Below are 22,766 nucleotides of genomic sequence, written 5' to 3'. Positions count from 1 at the left end.
CTTTGGCGGCACCAATAAAATCGAACCTCACAGCTTAGTAAAACTGTGAGGTTTTTTGATTTAAGATACTTATGCTTAATTTACCGACATGAAAAGATCTAAATCGTTCCTAAAGACAATAAAAGCTTTTAACTTTATGCATGTTATTGGTTTAGTGGCTTCAGCATTTATACTTTTAAAATTTATCATATTCACCGTCAACGCCGCTTTACAAGGCTGGTTTAATCCTATGTAGCCTAATCCTTGAAAATTAGAGAAACTCATATTGTTCCAAAGCTTACTGAAGAAATTAGATTGCAGGAATATGCTGCAAACATCTTTGAATCGATTACTACTAGAAGTGCGGTTAAAAAAGCGATCAAAAAACAGCGAATTTTAATTAATGGCGAGATTGGGCAAACTGGCGACTGGATTTTAGAAGGGCAAAAGATCGACTTGGTACAAAGCGAAAATCAACAAAAGAGCTTTGAATTAAAGCTGGAAGTTGTTTATGAAGACGAGCATATTGCGGTAATCAATAAACCTGCAGGTTATCCAACAAGCGGAAATTACTTTAAAACTATAAAAAATGCGCTCCCTTTTAATTTAAAATCGTCTAAAGAAACAGATCGATTAGAAAATCCGCAGCCGGCGCATCGTTTAGACAATCCTACAAGCGGAATTTTACTCTGCGCCAAAACAAACAAGGCTTTAATTGAACTCAATAGACAATTTCAGCAGAAAGAGATTCAAAAAACCTATATCGCGATCGTAGAGGGGAATTTTCCGGATACTACGCAGGTTTTTGAAAATGAAATTGAAGGAAAATCAGCTCGAACTTCAGTAAACCTTTTAAAAAAATTAGTGTTTAAAACCACCAATCTTAGCTTAGTAGAGGCTAAACCTTTAACAGGAAGAACGCATCAAATAAGAATTCATCTAGCCAAAAATGGGTTTCCTATTTTAGGTGAAAAACTTTATGGCTCTCCTAAACTCAATTTTGGTAAAGGTTTATTTCTAGCTTCTATATCCGTAGGTTTTATACATCCTGCTGCATCGACAGAAATGCATTTTGAGATCGATTTTCCGAAGAAATTCAAAAGAATAACAGAAAATCTTTAGTATACTTAACAAAATTTTACCACAATCATCTACTGTGCCAAACTGCATTGAGCGAACATTTCCGTATTTTTGTGGGTAGAAGAAATTATTTTATATGCTAAAACAGCAATTAAATTTTAAGTTATCACAGAAGCTATCGCCGCAACAAATCCAGTTGATGAAGCTTATACAATTGCCTACACAGGCTTTTGAACAGCGCATTAAACAGGAAATTGAGGAAAATCCTGCACTCGAAACCGGGAAGGATGAACAGCGTGATGAATATGATTATGAAGATGAATACGATAACCGAGATTCTGAAGCTGAATTTGATGATAACAACGAGATCGATGCAGAAGATATAAATGTTGATGAATATCTAAGTGACGACGAGATACCTAGCTATCGTCTACAGGCTAATAATTACAGTGCCGACGACGAGGAAAAGCGAGTTCCTTATGCTGCAGGAACTTCGTTCACTCAGCATTTAAGAAATCAATTGAACACGTTTCGATTTAATGAAAATGAGTTTGAGATCGCTGAATTTTTAGTAGGAAGCATTGATGAAAGCGGTTATATACGTCGAAATATTCCGGATATCGTAGACGATCTTGCTTTTACTCAAAATGTTTATACCGATGAAGAAACGGTTGAAAAGGTGCTAAAGAAGGTTCAGGAATTAGATCCTGCTGGTGTTGGTGGGCGTTCGCTTCAGGAATGTTTACTTATCCAATTAAAGCGAAAAGAAGCAACCAGAGCAGTAACGCTGGCTTCAGAAATTATAGAAGAATCTTTCGATCAATTCAGCAAAAAGCACTACACAAAATTACTTTCTAAGCATGATATTTCTGAAGATGATCTTAGAGACGCGATAGAAGTAATTAGTCATTTAAATCCTAAACCAGGAGGTGCTTATTCTGGAAACACCAGAATGGTAGAGCATGTTATTCCAGATTTTACCATTAAGATCGTGGATGGCGACCTTGAGCTTAGCTTAAACGGTAGAAATGCACCAGAAATGCATGTTTCCCGCGATTACAGCAACATGCTAAAAGGTTATAAAGAAAGTAAGAAAAAGACCAAAGAGCAGAAAGATGCGGTAATGTTTATTAAACAAAAACTGGATGCTGCGAAATGGTTTATTGAGGCGATCAAACAACGCCAGCAAACATTAATGGTAACAATGAGTGCCATTATGCATTATCAAAAAGAATATTTCTTAACCGGTGACGAGCGAAATCTTAGGCCAATGATCCTAAAAGATATCGCAGATGAGATCGAAATGGATGTCTCTACAGTTTCTCGTGTTGCCAACAGTAAATATGTTGATACGCCATACGGAACAAAATTGATCAAAGAATTCTTCTCTGAATCGATGAAAAACGACCAGGGAGAAGATGTTTCTACCAGAGAGATCAAAAAGATTCTTGAAATGTCGATCGAAGAAGAAGATAAGAAGAAACCGCTCACAGACGAGAAGCTGGCAAAAGTGCTGAAAGATAAAGGTTATCCTATCGCACGAAGAACCGTAGCTAAATATAGAGAGCAATTAGATATTCCTGTGGCCCGTTTACGTAAAGAGATTTAATGAAAGGAATTCTAAAGATTGCTTCTTACCTGTTTCACCCCATTTGGATGCCATTTGCGGGGAGTTTACTATATTTTCAACTTACTCCGCGTTTCTTTCCAGAAGAGGTTATACAGGCCAAATTATTAGCCATTTCTATCATCACAGTTTTTATCCCGATCGTTTTCTTTTTTCTTCTGAAAAACCTGGGAAAAGTAACCAATATGAACTTAAGTGAAGTGAACGAAAGAAGGTGGCCACTTTTTTTCTTCGGAATGCTTACGCTAATGGTTTTAAACCAGATCTTAGATCGTTATAATTATCCTGAAATTTATTTTTACTTTTTGGGTATTCTATCCGCCACAACTATCGCTTATGTTTTTACTTTTCTTAAAATCAAGATTAGTTTACACATGATGGGATTAGCGGGTTTCACCATGTTTCTAATAGCCTTTAGTCGCTATTTTCATATGAATTTGATTTTAGCTACTTCTGGCTTATTAATCGCTCTGGGTTTAACAGCAAGCTCCAGATTATATTATAAAGCGCACACTAATTCTGAATTGATTTTAGGCAGCTTAGTGGGTGTGGTACCACAATTCCTATTATTCTATTACTGGCTATAAAATATAGAACATTAGGCCTACACGAATCGTTGACAGTTCTAGGGTTTCACCATCTACATTAGTATTCTCAAAGAACGAATTAAGCCCGTAGTAGATCTGAAAATTAAAGGTGCTATAACCAAATGTAAAACTTGTACCTAATCTAAACCTATTCAATTCTGGCACATCACTTTGCTTAACTACATTACCATCCTGCTTAAAAACAGATCTAAAATGGTAAATATAACCTAGTTTAAGACCTGCATAAATACGCCAGAATTTATAAGATGAAAATGTAGATGTTCGCCATCTAACCTGAATTGGCGCTTCTACAAGAAAGGTATGAAAACGATTAGTATCATAGTCTATATTATCCTGACTAAGATTTCTAAAAACTGTCTCACCATTTTCATTTTCTCCAATAAATAAATTTTGTCCAAAACTATCGAAAGCTAGACCTAAACCTACTCCCATTCCAAAATTACGATCTTTATTGAAAGGAATATCACGAATAAAACCTCCACTCAATCCGGCTGAAAATCCGTTTTGATCGATAAAGCCCGGTTGATCTGTAATAAAATTAAAGCTAAGGCCAAAGTAAAATTGATCTTCTCTATACGAACTATCGATAACTGTAGGAATACTATCGGCATAAGCAGGATTAGTTTCTTGTGCTCTAGTAATAAAGCAAAATAGCAACAGTAGAAGAGGTGAGTATTTCATCTAAAAGATAAACTTTCAATTAAACTATGTCAGAGCAAGTTGGTTCGGCATTATTCCAAAAAATCAGTATTCATACCAGGCCGAAAAAGTATAATTGCGATTATAAAGTAAATATAAAAAAACATCCCATCCTTGATTAAAGGATGGGATGTTTTTTTATATTTAAACTAAACTAGATACTATTGGTTTGCAGTAGTAGCATCACCTTGTACAGTGGTATAGTTTATTTTTAAAGCTTCAGCTTTTCTAAGTTCTTGTTTAATATCTGAAACAAGACCCATATTCGTTTCTTTATCAACTTTTAAAGCTGTAGTTAAGTATGGAATAAGCTCTTCTCTTTTACTATCTCTTTCAGAATAAATAAAAGATTGTACTTCACTAACATCAGCAAACTTATCGTTTAACTGAATTCTAGCCTCGGTTCCAAATTTCTGTTGATATCTCTGGCTTGGTTTCCCTGCATAGATATACATTACCAAATCTTTTTTATCAAGCTTCTCAACTTGATCTGCAGTAGGTAATGAATTCTGCACCATTAACGTAGTTTCACGCATCGTTGTCGCTACCATAAAGAAAAACAGTAACATAAATACAATATCAGGTAACGACGCCGTACTGATCGCAGGCAACTCTCCAGACTTTTTCTTTTTAAATTTAGACATAATATATGCTCTATTAATTTAGTAAAAAGGCTGTTAACCTCTATTTAGGCTCGGCTTCAGAAAGCTTTTGAGGAATCATATCTTTAATTGTTTCGATCTTTTCCTTTAAAGATTCTTTTCTTCCTTCACCTGTTTTAGGATCGTTATACTCGGTTTCCAGTTCTACAAAAGTTGAACCATATAAACGCTTAGCCTCACGATTTCTTAATTCGTTATATGCAGCTACCAATTCGTTTTGTACTGCGATATAAGTACCATATTCTGTACCACGGTTATTCACTAAAGAAATAACTGCTTTCTTTGGGTTTACAGAAAGGTCTGGGTCTGCAGATCCCTGGCAAAAGCTACATGCTTCACTTCCAGTTCCACCTCCATTATCAAGAAAGGCAACAGCGGCTTGTCTTAGATCCTTCAATTCCATTTCCTCGTCCTCTACCAACAAATCGTTATTAGAGTTCACCACTACTTCAAATACATTACGCATTTTTAGTGTTGGTGGTTCAACATCTTCGGGCTGCCATGGCGGTAGCTTTCTACTAATCCCCTTATCTGTCTCGATGGTAGTAGTTACCAGGAAGAAGATAAGAAGTAAGAAAGCGATGTCTGCCATAGATCCCGCATTTACTTCTGGTGATGATCTTCTAGCCATAGGTTCTTAACTTATTAGTTTTTTAACTCCGGAAAATACCATTGCTAATATTGCAAGTGCAGCAAGAATGTAAAAACAAACTAAACCAGCTCCTACCCAATGTACTGTACCAGCAGTAATAATATCTCCGTCTCTTGTAGTTACTTCTGTACCTGTTGTTACCAAATATGATACCAAAACAACCACGGCGAAAGATACTATCCCAATTATTGTATTTTTAATGTTACCACGGAACAATCCAGCAATAACAAAGATCACGACAAGAGCAACCACAACTGCTAGTACTAGATATGAAATCCACATCATTGGTTCCAGCACGCTGCCTTGAACATCTGCCGATGCCTCGATTGCATCGTCACCAGCAGCCAGGATTCTTCCTAAGAAGATAAGCCCTAGCACACCTATAACTAATGCAACATATTTTAAAATTTTATGTAAAGTCATAACTTTTATTAGTCAGGTCTTATTATACTCTTTTTTTGTTTTTGTAATCTACAAGCATATCGATAAGTAAGATAGAAGCATCTTCCATATCATTTACAATACTATCGATCTTAGCGATGATGTAGTTGTAGAAAATCTGAAGGATAATTGCAACAATAAGTCCAAATACCGTAGTAAGAAGTGCTACTTTAATACCTCCAGCAACAAGAGATGGTTGCATATCACCAGCAGCCTCAATTTTATCGAAAGCTTCGATCATACCAATTACCGTACCCATGAAACCAAGCATAGGAGCAAGAGCGATAAATAAAGATACCCAAGAAACGTTTTTCTCAAGTTGTCCCATTTGCACACCACCATAAGCAACAACTGCTTTCTCTGCAGATTCGATGCTTTCGTCAGCACGGTCAAGACCTTGATAATAGATAGAAGCAACAGGACCTCTAGTATTTCTACATACTTCTTTAGCAGCTTCGATACCACCACTGTTTAAAGCTTCCTCTACGTTACGAGCTAATTTTTTAGTGTTTGTAGTTGCAAGGTTTAAATAGATAATTCTCTCTATGGCAATTGCCAAACCAAGAATAAGACATAAAAGTACGATACCCATAAATCCGGCACCACCTTCTATAAAACGTCTTTTTAATTCCTGATGAAAACCAACTTCTTCATCTCCATCAGCCGTTGCAGTAGCTTCCTCATCGTCCTGAACGAAAGTTGCTATCGTACCTGGCAATGTGTTAACCATGTTTGCCGCTTTAAGATTACCGGCACCTAACACCATAATCGCAGCGATTACCAAAATAGAAAATAATCTTTTCATTACTGTTTGTCTTAATTTAATTAGTTAAAGGGTTAAAGATATAAAAATAATTTTTTAATAAAAACACCAGCAGAGAGGAAGGGATTCGAACCCTCGATACGCTTTTGGCGTATACACACTTTCCAGGCGTGCGCCTTCGACCACTCGGCCACCTCTCTAGTTTAATGTTTAAAACGGTGCGCCAAATAACAAAAAAAAATGCTCTCGGTCAAGTATGATTCGTTAATTTTACGACATTTCGCCTCTCAGCGAGGTTTCATATATAGTTTTAAAGACTTTATGTGTTAAATTTTTATCTAATAGGTACATTAATTTAGCTATTGCTGCTTCAGTAGTAATGTCTTTACCAGAAACCACGCCTATCTTTTTCATCGCCACACTGGTTTCATAACTTCCCATTGCTACACTTCCTCCTGCGCATTGTGTCACGTTCACCACCTTAAGACCTGCCTTAATTTTTTCTTCTAATAATTCCAAAAACCAGGATTGTGTTGGTGCATTCCCACTTCCATAAGTTTCCAAAACTACTCCTTTTAACCCCTGCAAGCTTAAAATGTGAGTGACCACCTCTTTCGTGATTCCCGGAAACATTTTTAAAATCACCACGTTCGTATCGAAATGAGGATGTAATTTCAATTGCTGCTTCCTGCTCTGCTTCCAAAGAATTTTAGAATTTACAGATAAATGCACACCAGATTCTGCTAACGGAGCATAATTTAAAGAAGCAAATGCCTGAAAATGTTCAGCATTTATTTTCGTGGTTCGATTTGCTCGATATAATTTATATTCAAAGTACAACCCAACTTCAGCAATAACGGGTTTACCATTTTTTTGCAAGCTGGCGATTTGAATACTTGTAATTAAATTTTCCTTGGCATCTGTTCGAAGATCTCCAATAGGTAATTGCGAGCCCGTAAATATCACTGGCTTACTTAAATTCTCGAACATAAAACTTAAGGCAGACGCAGTATACGACATCGTATCACTTCCGTGAAGCACTACAAAACCATCATAATCTTCATATCGATCGTAAATAATACTTGCTATTTTTCGCCATTCTTCAGGATTCATATCTGAAGAATCTATTGGATGCTCAAAACTCAAGGTCTCGATCTCATTTTCGAGAATATTTAATTCCGGAATATTTTGCAGAAGATCGTCAAAATTGAATGGCTTTAAAGCACCTGTTTGATAATCTTTAACCATACCAATAGTACCACCGGTATATATTAAAAGTATCTTAGTTTTGTTGCCCATACAATCCTTCTTTATTGATCACAGGATTTGCATACATTAAAAGGTAACTATTAAGCTCTAAAGAATTTTTAAAATCAACTCTTCGCTTCAAGCGTCTTTCAAAGCGTCTTTTATCTTTAAAAGTATATTTAGAAGCATATTGATCTGTATTATTCAGCATATCATGTGCTATATAATTAGCAGGCCAAAGCTTATAGTTTTTATGGATTTCACGATCTACCTTATTGGCTATAGCTTTTAATTGCTCGTTTGGTGAAGTAAAATCCTGTCCTATTTCAGAAAATAAACTGGCATCCATTAGATCACCGGCACTCACATGAATTCTTCCTTTTATACCTAAAATCCCCTGGATGATCGATTTAAAATCTTCATCTGGTGCCTTCACATATTTCTCTTTCATCCGTTTTGAAAGAATTTCAGGCATTTTTAAAACATCTGTGGGATCAAATTCGTAAGAAATCGAAATAGGCACGATCTTTAACTTTCCAAAATATTCGGTAAGACTTTGGTCGCCTTTGGCCATTCCTATCATTTTAAGCACCCCTTGCTGCGTATAATCGCTACCATCTTTGGTTCGCCCTTCACGTTGTGCCATCCAGACAGAGCGTTTATCTTTCATCAACATTTTGCGTATGAACGTTGAAAGCTCTAGTGAACTTTTAAACATTTCACGCGGACTCAATTTTCTGCGGACTAAAAAGTTTCGGTTTAGCTTTGATAAAGCCATCAAAAACGTTTTCTGAACCAAATTATCGCCAATAGCCGAGGCCGTCATCACCAAATCGTGATTATACAAGGTATAATTAAGCAAAGAAGTATCCAGAATAATATCGCGATGTGTAGATAAAAAGAAGTAGGATTCGCCGGGTTTGAGTTTTTCAAAACCACTATCGGTTACCCCATCGGTACTTTTCTCTATGATCTTCCCTACAGAATGGTAAATAATCTTGGTTTGAAAATCACGAATACTTTTACAGCTAAAAACGATCTCTTTTATTTCTTCGGAAGTTTTCTCCGGAAATGTAAAATGAAGGAGCGCCTTCATCATAGGATGTTTTATGTAATGCTGAAGGGATTCCTGAACCTCCTTTTCATTATAAAATCTTATCTCTTCAAAGTCTTGCACGTGTCTGGCTTATTATAGCAAATGAACAAAAAATTAACTAATTAAGGTTTAAATACCGAATATATCTTTTGAATTCTGCGTTGTAATTTCAGCTATTTCAGCCAAAGACATATTATAGATATCGGCCAATTTTTCAACAACATTAATAATGTAAGAAGATTCATTTCTCTTTCCTCTAAATGGCGTTGGGGCAAGATAGGGAGCATCGGTCTCTAAAACGATATGCTTTAAAGGAACTTCAGCTAAAAACTTATCGATCTTACCATTTTTAAAGGTTACCACACCACCAATACCTAATTTTAGATTATACGAGATTGCTTTTTTTGCATGCTCCAAAGTCCCCGTGAAACAATGAAAAATCCCGAACAGACCTTCTCCTTTTTCTTCCTCCAAAATTTCAAAAACCTCATCGAAAGCCTCTCGGCAATGAATTACGATAGGCAATTTATATTTTTTAGCCAATTGGATTTGATACCTAAAGGCTTCTTGCTGAATTTGCAGAGTACTTTTATCCCAATATAGATCGATCCCAATTTCGCCAACAGCAATAAAATCTCTCTGCTGAAATTGATTTTCGATAAATTGAAGCTCACTTTTATAATTCTCCTGAACATGGGTTGGATGCAATCCCATCATTAAGTGAACATGATCTGGAAATGATTTCTCAAGATCATACATTCTATCTGCATAAGTAGAGTCGATCGCGGGGATAAAAAAGCGCTCTACATTTGCATCTATTGCTCTTTGGATCATCTCATCACGATCTTCATCAAAAGATTCGCTATATAAATGTGTATGCGTGTCTGTTATTATCATATCTGCAAAAATAATTTATTTTGAAAACCTATCTTTGTCCAAAACCGGAAAAGAATGGCGAGTCTCAAGAAAATCCTGAAAGAAAAGGGGTATAAAAGCATCAAATTTACTTTTACTAAAACAAATCACCTCGAAATAAAGGCCAAAATCAATACTATTGAAGGGAATTTTATTTTAGACACAGGAGCATCCAGCACTTGCGTAGGGGCAGATAGCATAGAACATTTCGACCTATTACCAGAAGATAGCGATGTAAAAGCGGCTGGTGCCGGTGCATCTAATATGATCACTCAGATTTCACAAAAAAACCGAATAGAAATTAATGGTTGGAAGAAAAAGAAAATAGACCTTGTTGTTTTTGATCTTCGCCATGTTAACGAAGCTCTTTTACAGCACGATGCAGAAAAAGTACACGGTATAATTGGCGCAGATATTTTAAAGAAGGGAAAAGCAATTATCGATTATAAATCAAAAACATTATTCTTAAAATAGTAAAAAACCTCAGGCAAGCCCCTGAGGCTTTTTTTGAAAATCACCTTTGTATCGAGGCAAGCCTCGGAACATTTAATTTCGATTACCGAGTAAAATAGGGTATTTCTCCCCTTTTATACAATTCTAATATCATTTAACTTTGAAGAAACCAATGTTAGATTTTATGTTTTTCCCAAAGAAGGAATATTTAAAACCTCATCCTGCATCGTATATCCTAATTTTTGCGGTTATAGGCATCATTTTTTTAAATATCCTGAATTTGGTTTATTCTTAACTTATTTTTTATCCAACCAACCAAAACTTAAAAAGGGAAGCTTGCGCTTCCCTTTTCTATTTTGAACATGGGTAAGAGAACTTTAAAGTTCTAAAGCTCTCTTTATATCATTATCCATAAGTAATTCTTCTGGGTTTTCTACAGCTTCTTTTATCGCAACTAAGAAACCAACAGATTCTTTACCATCTACAATTCTGTGATCATAAGATAATGCAACATACATCATTGGTCTAATTTCTACATGACCATCGATCGCTACTGGACGATCTACGATGTTATGCATTCCTAAGATTCCACTTTGTGGAGGGTTAATTATCGGTGTAGACATCATCGATCCAAATACCCCACCGTTAGTAATCGTAAACGTACCTCCTGTCATCTCATCTACAGTGATCTGACCATCACGCGCTTTTAGTGCCAAACGTTTTACTTCTTCTTCTACTCCTCTAAAGCTTAAGTTTTCTGCATTTCTTACAACTGGCACCATTAAACCTCTAGGTCCAGAAACAGCAATACTAATATCTTTATAGTCGTATTTCACCTGAAAATCTCCGTCGATCATAGAGTTGACATCTGGATACATTTCTAAAGCTCTCACTACAGCTAAAGTAAAGAATGACATAAATCCTAGACTTACACCGTGCTTATCTTTAAACTCTTCTTTATATTTTTTTCTTAAGGCATAAATTGCAGACATATCTACTTCGTTAAAAGTAGTAAGCATAGCAGTTTCACTTTTTGCTGCTACTAAACGTTCTGCAACTTTACGTCTTAGCATAGACATTTTCTTACGAGATTCTCCGCGTTTTCCTGTACCTGGAGTTCCCATAGAAGCCTTTGCCTGAACTGCATCTTCCTTTGTAATTCTTCCATCTTTACCGCTACCACTAACAGATTTAGGATCTACTCCTTTTTCGTCTAGGATCTTTTTAGCTGCTGGCGAAGGACTTCCTGTAGCGTAAGTATCGTCCTGCTTTTGCGAAGGTGTTGAAGATTTAGATGGCTCTTCAGTCTTAGCAGGTGCTTTATCGCTATCTTCCTTAGATTCTTTTTTCTCTTGTTCTTCTTTTACATCTTCTTCAGCAGAATCTCCACCTCCTGGCTTTTCTGCTTCAGTATCGATTAAGCATACCACTTCACCAACTGCAACTGTATCACCTTCTTCTGCTTTAAGAGTAATAATACCGCTTGCTTCAGCTGGTAATTCTAACGTAGCTTTATCACTATCGACTTCGGCAATTGCCTGATCTTTTTCAACGTAGTCCCCGTCTTCTACCAACCATTCTGCGATTTCTACTTCGGTTATAGATTCACCGGGGGATGGAACTTTCATTTCTAAGGCCATGTTCTTCTTTTTTATTTTTGATTCTGGCTAACCAGAAAATTATTCAAATTTAATTATTCTTCAGTTAATGATTTATCAAAAACGCTATCGATAACGCGTTGATGTCTTTTCTTAAAGCGCACTGAACTACCAGCTGCTGGAGAGCCATAGAATTTACGGCTACAACATCTAAATTTCTTCGCTTCGTCGATATGCATTAGCATGTGACCGTAAGCACCCATATTTTTAGGTTCTTCCTGTGCCCATACAATATCATCTGCGTTCTTGTATTTGCTAATTGCTTCTCTCATTTTCTCTACCGGAAGTGGGAACAACTGCTCTACTCTTACCAAAGCAACATCTTCACGCTCATTTTCTTCCTTATACTCTAATAGATCATAGTAGAATTTACCGGTACAGAACACTAAGGTTTTCACCTTATCTGCTTTTGCTTCTGGATCGTCGATCACCATTTGGAAAGATCCTTCAGCAAATTCTTCTTTTGTTGAATTTACTCTAGAGTGTCTTAATAAACTCTTTGGAGTAAAGATAATAAGCGGCTTACGGAAACCAAATTTCATCTGTCTTCTTAACAAGTGGAACATGTTAGCCGGAGTTGTAACATCGGCAACGAACATATTATCTTTAGCACATAGCTGAAGAAAACGCTCCATTCTTGCTGAAGAGTGTTCTGCTCCCTGACCTTCATATCCATGAGGAAGGAACATTACTAATCCGTTTTGTAATTTCCATTTATCTTCTGCGGCAGAGATGTATTGATCGATCATGATCTGAGCACCGTTCACAAAATCTCCAAACTGCGCTTCCCAAATGGTTAGCGTATTAGGACTTGCCATAGCGTAACCATAATCAAATCCTACAACTCCATATTCTGATAATGGTGAATTGTAAATAAAGAAATCCCCTTCTCTACCTTCTATATTATTATGAAGAATAATTTCTTCTTCACTATCCTCTACTTTTAATACAGCATGACGGTGAGAGAATGTACCACGCTCACTATCCTGACCGCTAATTCTAACATTAAAACCTTCAGCCATTAATGTACCGTAAGCTAAATGCTCTCCCATAGACCAGTCGAGCTTATTATCTTCAAAGTACATTTTCTCACGTAAATTGATGATCTTATCGATTTTACGTAAGAATTTTTTATCCTCTGGTAATTTAGAAATTGCCTTTGCAACTTTATCCAGCTGATCCATACTTACGGTCGTATCAACATCCTCGATCATACGATCTTCCTGCACACTTTCGTAACCACCCCATTCATCTTCCATAAATGGTGTAATTCTGGTCGTATCTTCTTTTCTGGAATCCTCTAAATCTTCTTCAAGCTTTTTCTTATAATCATCTTCAAGCTTTTCGATATAAGATTCTTCGATCACTCCAGCTTTTACCAGTTTTTCCGCATAAATATCTCTTGCATTTTTATGCTTAGCAATAGCTTTATAAAGTTTAGGCTGCGTAAATCTTGGCTCGTCACCTTCGTTATGACCATATTTTCTATACCCTAAAAGATCGATGAATACGTCTCGCTTAAATTGCATTCTAAAATCTAATGCAAAAAGTACCGCATGCACCACGGCTTCTGCATCATCTGCATTAACGTGAAGCACCGGTGAAAGAGTTACTTTAGCAACATCTGTACAATAAGTAGAGGATCTTCCATCTAAATAGTTAGTAGTAAAACCTATCTGGTTATTTACTACAATATGTATCGTACCAGCATTCTCGTAACCTTCGAGCTTGGCCATTTGCACTACTTCGTACACAACACCCTGCCCTGCAACGGCAGCATCACCGTGCACAAGAATAGGTAATACTTTTGAAGGATCTCCGCTATATCTGCGATCTCTTTTAGCTCTTGCTATACCTTCTACAACAGGGCCAACGGTCTCTAAATGTGATGGGTTTGGAGCAATATTGATATTGATCTCTTTACCACTATTTGTCTGACGGCAAGACGTCCAACCCAGGTGATATTTTACGTCACCATCAAAAATATCCTGCTCGTAATCTTTACCATCAAATTCGCTAAATATATCTTTAGCAGATTTACCAAAAATGTTGGTTAAGGTATTTAGACGACCACGGTGAGCCATCCCCATTACAAAGTCTTTAACTCCTTTTTCTGCAGCACCTTCAATTAAAGCATCTAAGGCAGGAATCAAAGTTTCACCTCCTTCTAGGGAGAATCGCTTTTGGCCAACGTATTTTCTATGTAAAAATCCTTCAAATGAAACCGCTTCGTTAAGCTTTCTTAATATTTGCTTTTTTCTATCGGTATCAAATTCAGGATGGTTTTCGTTTACATTCAGTTTTTTCTGAATCCAATCGATCTCTTCAGGCTTTCTTATAAACATATACTCTACTCCAATAGAGTCGCAGTATATATTTTCTAAGTGCTTAATGATATCTTTTAATTTCTTGGGTCCTAGACCTAAAATATCACCAGCACCAAAAGTGGTCTCTAAATCATCCTTACTTAAACCGAAATTTTCGATATCAAGTGAAGGTTCGTAATGTCTTCTTTCCCTAACAGGGTTTGTTTTTGTGAATAAATGCCCGCGTGTACGGTATCCATCGATCAATCTAATAACCTGGAATTCCTTGTAAACATGCTCTGGCATTTCGCCTTCCTCAAACGTTACCGGAGCTTCTCCTAAAACTTCAGAAGAAACGCCGTTTTGCTCCATTCCGAAGTCAAAACCCTGAAAAAAAGCCCTCCAACTGGGCTCTACGCTATCTGGGTATTGTAAGTATTGGTCGTATAATTCAGCAAAATATGCAGTATGCGCGGCATTTAGAAATGAAAATCTGTCCATAAGTGGAAACTAATGTTTCTTTAAAGTGTAAAACACAGCAAAAGTACAATTTTTACAAAAAACTGCTTGCAGCATTCAATAGTTTTATTTTATACATTAAAAGAATTTTAACATAGCAACAAGGCAACATGAGCGCCAAATCGCACTAATTCTTACGAATATGATAATTTAAAATGAAAAGTGAATTAGAAAGAGATTAAAATTTAAGCAAAATTAGATAATATAAGATTGATTTAACTTTCTTCCGCTTTAAGACTAAAATTATCTAAAAAACTGAATATCAATCTAAATACCTAACTTAAACGGTACGATTCATCAGCATATTTCCAAAATCACGCAAAGGTTTTTTCTTCTCCTCGCTTATCGAAATACTATCCAGGACTTCAAAAGCCATTTTTGTATACTTTTGGATCTCTTCTTTGGTAGATTTTGCTGCACCGCTTTTTTGAAAGATCGACTTTACAGTTTCGATTTTACCAGAATTATCTTCGGGATTGATAGAATACAAATACTCTAACTGTTTTGCTTCATCTTCGTTAGAAGCTTCCAAAGATTTTAAATATAAAAATGTCTTCTTATTTTCTATAATATCGCCTCCAACCTGTTTACCAAAAGTTTTTGGATCTCCAAAGGCGTCTAAATAATCGTCCTGAAGCTGAAAAGCAATACCTAAAAGTCTTCCAAATTGATAAATGGCTTTTTTACAGTCTTCATCCACACCAGCTACAATTGCTCCCATTTGTAAGGATGCACCAACTAACACGGCGGTTTTATACTCGATCATCTTAAGATAATCTTCTATACTTACATCGTCCCTGGTTTCAAAATCGATATCATACTGCTGCCCTTCACAAACTTCCATAGCGGTTTTAGTAAAAAGCTGTGCTAATTCTTTAAAAATATCGCCCTGGTAATTCTCAAAAAGCTGGTAAGCGTTAATAAGCATAGCGTCTCCAGAAAGAATCCCGGTATTGATATCCCATTTTTCGTGAACAGTAGCTTTTCCTCTTCGTAAAGGAGCATCATCCATAATATCATCATGAACCAAAGAAAAATTATGGAAGATTTCGATAGCCAAAGAAGCATCCAGAGCTTCTTTATAATCTTTTTCAAAAATTTCTGTAGCCATTAAAACCAGTACCGGTCGTAATCGTTTCCCGCCCAAACCAAGAATATAAACCATTGGTTCATAAAGATTAGCAGGTTCTTTAATTGTTATTTTCTCTTCAAGATATTTTAAAAAAACCTCCCGATACTCTGTAATAGCCAGCATTAAAATAATTTTTTCTGCTAAAATACCATAATTGCAATAATTTCAAATTCAATGCGATTATTAAATAATCGTAAACCTTGGAAACTTTATTTGTTTTAAAAGTTTCCGTGACATACATTTGCCGAAAATTTGAAGTTTGAAAGAGACTATTTTAAACATGGCGACAGAAATGTTTTTGGAGTATGGCTTCAAAAGCGTCACCATGGATGATATTGCAGCAAAATTGGGTATTTCTAAAAAAACGATTTACGCCAATTATTCAACCAAAACACTTTTGGTTAAGGATGTTGCTTTTAATATCCTGGAAACTATTCAAAAAAGTATTGCTGAAATAAAGAAAAAAGACATTAACGCTATAGAAGAACTTTTTGAAGTAAAAAAGCAGATAAGCATTTTTTTAAAAGATGAAAAAACGTCTCCGCAATTTCAGTTGCAAAAATATTACCCTAAGATTTTTGAGAGTGTAACTCGCACCAAAGCAGATCTTGTGGCATGTAGCATAGAAGAAAATGTAACAAGAGGCATAAAAGAAGGACTATTTCGTAAAGAAATTGACGTGCAATTTATTTCAAGGTTATATCACGAAGGAACTAATTCGATAAGAGACACCAGCATTTTTCCCGCTGAAGAATATAGCAAAGCCAACTTGTTTCAATTATATATAGAATATCACGTAAGAGGAATCGCAACTAAAAAAGGATTAGAAATTTTAGAAGAGCTAACAAAAAACAATGAAACACCTATCAATTAAACATTTTCTAACGCTGTTAGGCTTTATTAGCCTCGCATCCTACGCACAGGAAACTCAAGAAGCCCCCGAATCATTTTCTTTTTCTTTGGAAGAAGCGATTCGTTATGGCTTAGAGCATAACGTTGAAGCAGCGAATGCCCAAAGAGATATTGCCATTTCCCTAAAACAAAAATGGGAGATCATCGCACAGGGATTGCCACAAATAAGTGGCGCTGTAGATTACCAAAATTACATAAAACAGCCCGTACAACTTTTACCTGCTGAAATTACTGGTGGCGAACCAGGAACATTTATCCCAGTAACTTTTGGTACGCAGCAAAGTATGAATGCAACTGCCACGTGGAATCAGATCATTTTTGATGGTTCTTACCTGGTAGGAATTCAATCTGCAAAAACATTGCTTCAGATTACCGAAAATGCAAAAACAAAAACAGATCAGGAGGTTAAAAAAGGAATTATTAATGCCTACGGAAATGTTCTTTTAGCTGAAGAAAATGTAGCCATCTTGAAGAAAAACGTCGAAAGCGTACAAAAAACCTTCGATGAGACCAAGCTTACTTTTGAAAATGGTCTTGCTGAAGAAGAAGATGTAGAGCAATTAGAGATCACCCTTCTTACCTTAAAAAACAATCTAAACAGAAGTTCGCGCATGGCAGATATTGCTTACGAAATGCTAAATATCACTTTAGGACTTCCGGTAGAAACAAATATTACACTTACCGAGGAACTAGAGGCATTAGCTATGCAATATTTTGACCTTTCGATCTTACAAAAAAATATCGCTGTAGAAGAGAATATCGACTTCAGAATCGCTAAAAACACAGCAGAATCTGCAGAAATCGAAGTGAAATTAGAACAAGCCAAAGCTTTGCCTTCACTTACCGGATATGTAAACTATGGTTACCAGGGATTTAGCCAGGAATTCACTTTTTTAAATGATAACCAGGAATACTTCGATCAATCGATCTTAGGAATAAGCCTAAATATACCCATTTTTAGTAGCGGAATGCGTTCTGCAAGAACTCAGCAAAAGAAAATTGCTTTAGAACAGGCTCTTGCTGATCTGGATTACACTAAAAATGAAGTAAAACAACAGATAAATTCAGCTAAAACAGAATACGAATACAGCCTGGATAACTATAGTGTACAGAAAAAGAACCTGGCTTTAGCAGAACGTATCGAAAATAAGAACAAAACAAAGTTTGAGGAAGGTGTGGCCAGCAGTTTCGAATTAAGCGAAGCACAACGACAATTATATACTGCACAACAGGATTACCTGCAATCGATGCTTAACGTGATAACAACCAAAGTTGAGCTAGAGAATTTATTAGACACAACCAAATATGAAGAAAAAGAATAATTATCCCCGCCATATGAAAAAATTAGCTGCAATTTTTAGTGTTTCTCTTTTAATAGCCGCCTGCGGAAATGAGAATGAAAAATCTATAGAAGACCTTATCGAAGAAGGGAATCTTACCGAAATAAGAGCCAGAAAATCTGAACTTAGTAAGGAACAAAGTGCCCTAACTTCAGATATCAACAAACTAGACGAAGCCATTGGCAAATTAGATAAGAACAAGAACCTTAACCTTGTAACTGTACAAACTCTTAAAGACAGTACATTTCAGCATTTTGCTGAAGTACAGGGTGATGTTGCTACAGACGAGAACATTATCATTTACCCAGAATATTCTGGTATTCTACAAAAGGTTTATGTGAATGAAGGCGATCGTGTAAATAAAGGGCAAATTTTAGCTAAGATCGACGATGGCGGATTAGCAAGCCAGGTAGCGCAGGCTGAAGCGCAGGCCACTTTAGCCAAAACAACTTTCGAGCGTCAAAAAAGATTATGGGACCAGAATATAGGATCTGAGATTCAATTTTTAGAAGCTAAAACTAATTTCGAAGCTTCTCAAAAAGCAGCCGAACAATTAAAATCTCAGCTTGCAAAAACAACTATTACTGCGCCTTTTAGCGGAGTTATAGACGAGGTGATTAGCAACCAGGGAGAGGTAGTAAGCCCGGGACAAAGTCAGCTTTTTAGAATTATCAACCTAAGTAATATGTATGTTGAAGCTGCAGTTCCAGAAAATTATCTTCCAAAGATCAAAAAAGGAACTTCAGTAAAAGTGATGATTAGTTCTATCAATAAAGAATACGAAGGAAAAGTGACAGAAGTTGGTAATAACATTAATGCCAACAACAGGACTTTTAGAGTGAAGATCGCTATCCCTAATCCAGATCAATTAATTCGACCTAATCAAATCGCAACCATTCTTTTAAACGATTATACTGCAGAAGACGCTATAAGTATTCCTGAAAGTACGATTCAGAAAAACGCTATGGGAGAAAGTCTTGTCTACACTCTAAAAAATAAGACAGATAGCACCGGTGTTGCTAAGAAAACCGTAGTAGAAACCGGTTATGTTTACGACAATATGATCGAAGTAACCGACGGTTTAGATGCAGGTACTACCATTATTGTTGAGGGAAGCAAGAGTTTAAGAGACGGACAGGAAGTAAAAATTAGCAAAAAGTAAAAATGAACAATCTAGATAAAGAATTTAAGCTCTCCTCCTGGGCAATCGACAATAAAATGACGGTCTACGTTATTATTGCGATCATCATGCTTGGCGGTTTGCTTTCTTACTACGGAATGCCTCGTGAGGCGTTTCCTGAAATTGTAGAAACCAAGATTTACATTAGTTCTGTAAACCCGGGGAACTCGGCTGAAGATGTAGAGAAATTCATTACAGAACCTTTAGAAGAAGAGTTTAATGATATAGCAGGAGTTAAGGAAATTACCTCAACGACACTTCAGGATTACTCGATCGTCATTGTAGAATTTGAAGAAGATATTAGTGTAGATAACGCCAAAACTAAAGTTAAAGATAAGGTAGACCTTGTAAAAGCTGAAACTACCTGGCCAACTTTAGATAATGGCGCAAAGGTAGAACCTAATGTTTTCGACCTAAATATTTCAGAAGAGCAACCAATTCTGAATATCAATTTAACGGGAGATTATCCAGTTCAGCAATTAAAAACTTACGCTGAATATCTTCAGGAAAAAATAGAATTACTTCCGCAGATCAAAGAAGCAAGCATTCGTGGTGCCGAAGAAATGGAGGTAGAAATTGCAGTCGATATTTACAAAATGTCGGCTTCTAAAGTAAGTTTCGATAATATCGTTAATTCGGTAAGTATGGAAAATAAAACCATCTCTGCCGGAAATGTGATTACCAGCGGTGTCGAAAAGAATATTAGGATCGTTGGGGAAATTCAAGATCCAAAGGAGCTAGAAAACGTGATCGTTAAACGTGATGGCGGGAATATTTTCCTAAAAGATATTGCAGATATCAACTTCAAAGAGAAAGATGCAACTACCTTCGCCAGAGAATATGGCGAACCGGTAGTGATGCTTGATATCAAGAAGCGTGGTGGTAAAAACATGATCGAGGCGGTAGAAGATATTAAAGAAATTATCGCTGCAGAACAGGAAGATTATCTACCAGAAAATCTACATATTTCTTACTCTAACGATCAATCTACCAAAACGCAAACACAGGTAGATGATCTTGTAAATAACATCATCTTTGGGGTAATATTGGTGGTTTTAGTACTTATGTTTTTCCTAGGATTTAGGAATGCTCTTTTTGTTGGTTTAGCCATCCCACTTTCGATGTTCTTATCTTACATTGTATTATCAAGTCTTGGTTTCACCTTAAACACCATGGTGCTATTTGCTCTGGTAATGGGACTGGGAATGCTGGTAGACAATGGTATTGTTGTAGTAGAAAATGTATATACCCTCATGGACGAAGGGATGTCCAGAAAGCAGGCTGCTAAACAAGGTCTTGGCGAAATTGCGTGGCCAATTATTGCTTCTACGGCAACGACTTTAGCTGCGTTTTTCCCATTAGGTTTATGGCCGGGAACTATTGGTAAGTTCATGATGATCTTTCCTATTACACTTTCTATTGTTTTAGGTTCTTCCTTGTTCGTAGCATTGATCATAAACTCGATGCTGACTTCAGAATTTATGAAGACCGAGGAAGAAGAAATGACCAAGAAAAAACTGATAAGCTTATCGGTAATATTCGCTGCTTTAGGGATCATTTTATTATTAGCAGGATTCTTACTTGATATGGGAGCTTTAAGAGGAATAGGAAACATTCTTATTCTATTGGTAATCTTATTATGGCTTTACAAATATGTTTTAACTAAGGCTATTGCTTACTTTCAGTTCAAGGCACTTAAAAAACTGGAAAATAATTACGAAGGCACCCTTAAATATGCCTTGAGTGGAAAGAGAGCGTATGTGTTTTTCTTCGGAACGGTAATCATGCTTATCCTATCTTTTATATTGATTGGTGCAGTGCAACCTAATGTTTTGTTCTTTCCAGAAAATGAACCGAAACAAATTATCACCTACATTGAATATCCTGAAGGCACAGATATCCAGAAAACCAACGAGCTTACTAAACAGGTTGAGGAAAGAATCTACGAGGCCATCGAAAAGTATAATGACGATGGTTATAACTATATGGTAGAATCTGCCGTTTCTCAAGTTGGTGAAGGAGCAGGAAATCCCCAAACCGATGGTGGGCAACAAAACGAAATGCCTCACAAAGGGAAGATCACCTTATCAATGCGCGAGTTTAATGAGCGGCGCGGTGTAAAAAGTAGTGATGTTATGGAGGAAATTCGAGCTGCAGTTCATGGTTTCCCTGGTGCCTCGATCATTGTTGAAAAAGATGCAGCGGGACCACCTTCTGGTTATCCTATTAATATTGAAATTAGAGGAGAAGACTACGAAGAAATGTTAGCTGAAGCCGAAAATATGCGTTCTTATATTCAGGAACTTAGTATTGAGGGAATTGAAGAATTAAAGATCGATGTTAACAAATCTAAATCTGAATTAGAGGTTAAAGTAGATCGAAGAAAAGCAGGACAGCTTGGGGTTTCCACAGTGGCAGTAGGACAAACTTTACGTCGAGCAATTTACGGTGAAGAGGTTTCTACTTATAAGGACGGCGATGATGATTATGAAGTTAATGTGCGTTTCAACGATAAGTTTAGATATGATGAAAATGCCTTGTTTAATCAGCCAATTACTTTTAGAGATCAAAATAATGGGCAATTAGTACAGGTACCAATTTCAGCATTAGTAGAAACAAAAGTAGCATCATCTTTTAGCTCTATTAAAAGGAAAGATCTAAAGCGTGTAATTACCGTTTATTCGAATGTACTGGGAGATTACAACGCCAATGAAATCGTTCAGCAGCTAAAAACCGAACTCCAGAATTACGAACTACCAGACGAAATGAGCTTTGCCTTTACTGGTGAACAAGAAGAGCAGGCAGATAACATGGCTTTCTTATTAAAAGCTTTATTGATCGCTATTGGAGGAATATTGTTGATTTTGGTAGCACAATTTAATTCGATCTCAAAACCACTAATTATAGTTAGTGCCGTTGTTTTAAGTTTGGTTGGAGTATTCTTTGGATTAATTATTTTCCAAATGGATTTTGTGATCATTATGACGATGATGGGAATTATTTCTCTTGCCGGTATTGTGGTTAATAATGCTATCGTACTTATCGATTACACGCAAATATTGATCGATCGTAAGAAAAACGAACTTGGTTTAGCCGACGATGAATTACTTACCAGAGAACAGTATTTTGATTGTATCGTTAGAGGCGGAAAATCAAGATTACGCCCTGTATTATTAACGGCGATCACAACCGTGCTTGGTTTGATCCCGTTAGCAATAGGTTTAAATATCGATTTCTTCGGATTAATGATCGATTATGATCCCGGCATCTATATTGGAGGTGATAATGTTATTTTCTGGGGACCTTTAGCGTGGACAGTGATCTTTGGATTGGTATTCGCCACATTCTTAACACTGGTTGTAGTACCGGTAATGTTTTACCTTGTGAACCGTGCAAAGGTGAAAGCAAGAAATAAAAAACTGGAGCGCAGACAACGAAAATTAGCTAAGAACTAAACAAAAAGATCCCTGAATTTTACAGGGTTCTTTTTTTCTAA

20 protein-coding genes and 1 tRNA gene are annotated in these 22,766 nt (G+C 36.4%); 9 read left to right on the top strand and 12 right to left on the bottom strand.

Annotated features, from left to right (window positions below; genetic code table 11):
* Window positions 1-88 precede the first annotated feature (88 nt).
* The 4 genes from BM201_RS18080 to BM201_RS03755 all read left to right on the top strand — a co-directional run bounded on the left by BM201_RS18080 (window position 89) and on the right by BM201_RS03755 (window position 3,273).
* Entirely contained in the window at window positions 89-235 is a 147-nt protein-coding gene (locus tag BM201_RS18080) for a hypothetical protein (protein WP_175486971.1), read from the top strand.
* A gap of 8 nt (window positions 236-243) precedes the next feature.
* Window positions 244-1,101 (top strand): RluA family pseudouridine synthase, encoded by an 858-nt coding sequence (locus BM201_RS03765; protein WP_092540030.1) that lies wholly within the window; start codon window positions 244-246, stop codon window positions 1,099-1,101.
* A gap of 94 nt (window positions 1,102-1,195) precedes the next feature.
* Window positions 1,196-2,668, top strand: a complete 1,473-nt coding sequence (gene rpoN, locus BM201_RS03760; protein ID WP_092540029.1) for an RNA polymerase factor sigma-54 — start codon at window positions 1,196-1,198, stop codon at window positions 2,666-2,668.
* Window positions 2,668-3,273, top strand: coding sequence for a hypothetical protein (locus tag BM201_RS03755; protein ID WP_245758565.1), 606 nt, complete (start codon window positions 2,668-2,670; stop codon window positions 3,271-3,273). Before rpoN ends, BM201_RS03755 begins: the two co-directional genes overlap by 1 nt.
* Here BM201_RS03755 and BM201_RS03750 read toward each other — a convergent pair.
* The 9 genes from BM201_RS03750 to BM201_RS03710 form a co-directional block, all read right to left on the bottom strand.
* A complete protein-coding gene (locus BM201_RS03750; RefSeq protein ID WP_092540028.1) occupies window positions 3,268-3,975 on the bottom strand; it encodes a porin family protein in 708 nt (235 codons plus the stop codon). The two genes, BM201_RS03755 and BM201_RS03750, sit on opposite strands and share 6 nt — an antisense overlap.
* Window positions 3,976-4,154: 179 nt before the next feature.
* Window positions 4,155-4,637 carry an ExbD/TolR family protein gene (locus tag BM201_RS03745; RefSeq protein ID WP_092540027.1) on the bottom strand — a complete coding sequence of 161 codons (483 nt, stop codon included), beginning with the start codon at window positions 4,635-4,637 and terminating at the stop codon, window positions 4,155-4,157.
* 40 nt (window positions 4,638-4,677) lie between these two features.
* A complete protein-coding gene (locus tag BM201_RS03740) occupies window positions 4,678-5,286 on the bottom strand; it encodes an ExbD/TolR family protein (protein WP_092540026.1) in 609 nt (202 codons plus the stop codon).
* A gap of 6 nt (window positions 5,287-5,292) precedes the next feature.
* Window positions 5,293-5,730, bottom strand: coding sequence for a hypothetical protein (locus BM201_RS03735; RefSeq protein ID WP_092540025.1), 438 nt, complete (start codon window positions 5,728-5,730; stop codon window positions 5,293-5,295).
* Between the two features lie 22 nt (window positions 5,731-5,752).
* Entirely contained in the window at window positions 5,753-6,553 is an 801-nt protein-coding gene (locus tag BM201_RS03730) for a MotA/TolQ/ExbB proton channel family protein (protein WP_092540024.1), read from the bottom strand.
* A 70-nt stretch (window positions 6,554-6,623) separates the two neighbouring features.
* Window positions 6,624-6,711: transfer RNA gene (locus tag BM201_RS03725), tRNA-Ser, on the bottom strand.
* A gap of 70 nt (window positions 6,712-6,781) precedes the next feature.
* Complete coding sequence (locus BM201_RS03720) at window positions 6,782-7,810, bottom strand: asparaginase (RefSeq protein WP_092540023.1); 1,029 nt, start codon at window positions 7,808-7,810, stop codon at window positions 6,782-6,784.
* Window positions 7,794-8,936: a lysophospholipid acyltransferase family protein gene (locus BM201_RS03715; RefSeq protein ID WP_092540022.1), complete on the bottom strand. Its 1,143-nt coding sequence runs from the start codon at window positions 8,934-8,936 to the stop codon at window positions 7,794-7,796. The genes BM201_RS03720 and BM201_RS03715 overlap by 17 nt, the downstream gene beginning before the upstream one ends.
* 48 nt (window positions 8,937-8,984) lie before the next feature.
* A complete protein-coding gene (locus BM201_RS03710) occupies window positions 8,985-9,752 on the bottom strand; it encodes a TatD family hydrolase (RefSeq protein ID WP_092540021.1) in 768 nt (255 codons plus the stop codon).
* Window positions 9,753-9,806: 54 nt separating this feature from the next.
* Here BM201_RS03710 and BM201_RS03705 point away from each other — a divergent pair, with 54 nt between their 5' ends.
* The gene (locus tag BM201_RS03705) at window positions 9,807-10,244 is read left to right on the top strand and encodes a retropepsin-like aspartic protease (protein WP_092540020.1); all 438 of its coding nucleotides are present in this window, start codon (window positions 9,807-9,809) and stop codon (window positions 10,242-10,244) included.
* Between the two features lie 356 nt (window positions 10,245-10,600).
* Here the strand turns inward: BM201_RS03705 and odhB are convergent, their stop codons facing one another.
* The 3 genes from odhB to BM201_RS03690 all read right to left on the bottom strand — a co-directional run bounded on the left by odhB (window position 10,601) and on the right by BM201_RS03690 (window position 15,961).
* Complete coding sequence (gene odhB / locus BM201_RS03700; RefSeq protein ID WP_092540019.1) at window positions 10,601-11,863, bottom strand: 2-oxoglutarate dehydrogenase complex dihydrolipoyllysine-residue succinyltransferase; 1,263 nt, start codon at window positions 11,861-11,863, stop codon at window positions 10,601-10,603.
* Window positions 11,864-11,916: 53 nt separating this feature from the next.
* A complete protein-coding gene (locus BM201_RS03695) occupies window positions 11,917-14,688 on the bottom strand; it encodes a 2-oxoglutarate dehydrogenase E1 component (RefSeq protein WP_092540018.1) in 2,772 nt (923 codons plus the stop codon).
* 298 nt (window positions 14,689-14,986) lie between these two features.
* A complete protein-coding gene (locus BM201_RS03690) occupies window positions 14,987-15,961 on the bottom strand; it encodes a polyprenyl synthetase family protein (RefSeq protein ID WP_092540017.1) in 975 nt (324 codons plus the stop codon).
* 136 nt (window positions 15,962-16,097) lie between these two features.
* On the opposite strand from BM201_RS03690, the gene BM201_RS03685 reads away from it, so the two are divergent.
* From BM201_RS03685 to BM201_RS03670, 4 genes are read left to right on the top strand one after another with little or no spacing between them, the layout of a single operon-like run.
* Window positions 16,098-16,712: a TetR/AcrR family transcriptional regulator gene (locus tag BM201_RS03685; RefSeq protein WP_245758564.1), complete on the top strand. Its 615-nt coding sequence runs from the start codon at window positions 16,098-16,100 to the stop codon at window positions 16,710-16,712.
* Window positions 16,693-18,072, top strand: a complete 1,380-nt coding sequence (locus BM201_RS03680) for a TolC family protein (RefSeq protein WP_092540015.1) — start codon at window positions 16,693-16,695, stop codon at window positions 18,070-18,072. Before BM201_RS03685 ends, BM201_RS03680 begins: the two co-directional genes overlap by 20 nt.
* Window positions 18,056-19,252 (top strand): efflux RND transporter periplasmic adaptor subunit, encoded by a 1,197-nt coding sequence (locus tag BM201_RS03675; protein ID WP_245758563.1) that lies wholly within the window; start codon window positions 18,056-18,058, stop codon window positions 19,250-19,252. The genes BM201_RS03680 and BM201_RS03675 overlap by 17 nt, the downstream gene beginning before the upstream one ends.
* 2 nt (window positions 19,253-19,254) lie before the next feature.
* Entirely contained in the window at window positions 19,255-22,725 is a 3,471-nt protein-coding gene (locus BM201_RS03670) for an efflux RND transporter permease subunit (RefSeq protein WP_092540014.1), read from the top strand.
* The last annotated feature ends 41 nt before the right edge of the window (window positions 22,726-22,766 follow it).

It is taken from the genome of Zunongwangia mangrovi, from assembly GCF_900112105.1.
Lineage (GTDB): Bacteria > Bacteroidota > Bacteroidia > Flavobacteriales > Flavobacteriaceae > Zunongwangia > Zunongwangia mangrovi.
Note: the sequence above shows the minus strand (reverse complement) of the source record. Positions and strands in the feature narration are given on the sequence as shown.

Bases quoted from the DNA above. Each gene is read 5' to 3' on its own strand.
- BM201_RS18080 (WP_175486971.1), top strand. From the start codon at position 89: ATGAAAAGATCTAAATCGTTCCTAAAGACAATAAAAGCTTTTAACTTT.
- rpoN (WP_092540029.1), top strand. From the start codon at position 1,196: ATGCTAAAACAGCAATTAAATTTTAAGTTATCACAGAAGCTATCGCCG.
- BM201_RS03755 (WP_245758565.1), top strand. From the start codon at position 2,668: ATGAAAGGAATTCTAAAGATTGCTTCTTACCTGTTTCACCCCATTTGG.
- BM201_RS03750 (WP_092540028.1), bottom strand. From the start codon at position 3,975: ATGAAATACTCACCTCTTCTACTGTTGCTATTTTGCTTTATTACTAGA.
- BM201_RS03745 (WP_092540027.1), bottom strand. From the start codon at position 4,637: ATGTCTAAATTTAAAAAGAAAAAGTCTGGAGAGTTGCCTGCGATCAGT.
- BM201_RS03740 (WP_092540026.1), bottom strand. From the start codon at position 5,286: ATGGCTAGAAGATCATCACCAGAAGTAAATGCGGGATCTATGGCAGAC.
- BM201_RS03735 (WP_092540025.1), bottom strand. From the start codon at position 5,730: ATGACTTTACATAAAATTTTAAAATATGTTGCATTAGTTATAGGTGTG.
- BM201_RS03730 (WP_092540024.1), bottom strand. From the start codon at position 6,553: ATGAAAAGATTATTTTCTATTTTGGTAATCGCTGCGATTATGGTGTTA.
- BM201_RS03720 (WP_092540023.1), bottom strand. From the start codon at position 7,810: ATGGGCAACAAAACTAAGATACTTTTAATATATACCGGTGGTACTATT.
- BM201_RS03710 (WP_092540021.1), bottom strand. From the start codon at position 9,752: ATGATAATAACAGACACGCATACACATTTATATAGCGAATCTTTTGAT.
- BM201_RS03705 (WP_092540020.1), top strand. From the start codon at position 9,807: ATGGCGAGTCTCAAGAAAATCCTGAAAGAAAAGGGGTATAAAAGCATC.
- odhB (WP_092540019.1), bottom strand. From the start codon at position 11,863: ATGGCCTTAGAAATGAAAGTTCCATCCCCCGGTGAATCTATAACCGAA.
- BM201_RS03695 (WP_092540018.1), bottom strand. From the start codon at position 14,688: ATGGACAGATTTTCATTTCTAAATGCCGCGCATACTGCATATTTTGCT.
- BM201_RS03690 (WP_092540017.1), bottom strand. From the start codon at position 15,961: ATGCTGGCTATTACAGAGTATCGGGAGGTTTTTTTAAAATATCTTGAA.
- BM201_RS03680 (WP_092540015.1), top strand. From the start codon at position 16,693: ATGAAACACCTATCAATTAAACATTTTCTAACGCTGTTAGGCTTTATT.
- BM201_RS03675 (WP_245758563.1), top strand. From the start codon at position 18,056: ATGAAGAAAAAGAATAATTATCCCCGCCATATGAAAAAATTAGCTGCA.
- BM201_RS03670 (WP_092540014.1), top strand. From the start codon at position 19,255: ATGAACAATCTAGATAAAGAATTTAAGCTCTCCTCCTGGGCAATCGAC.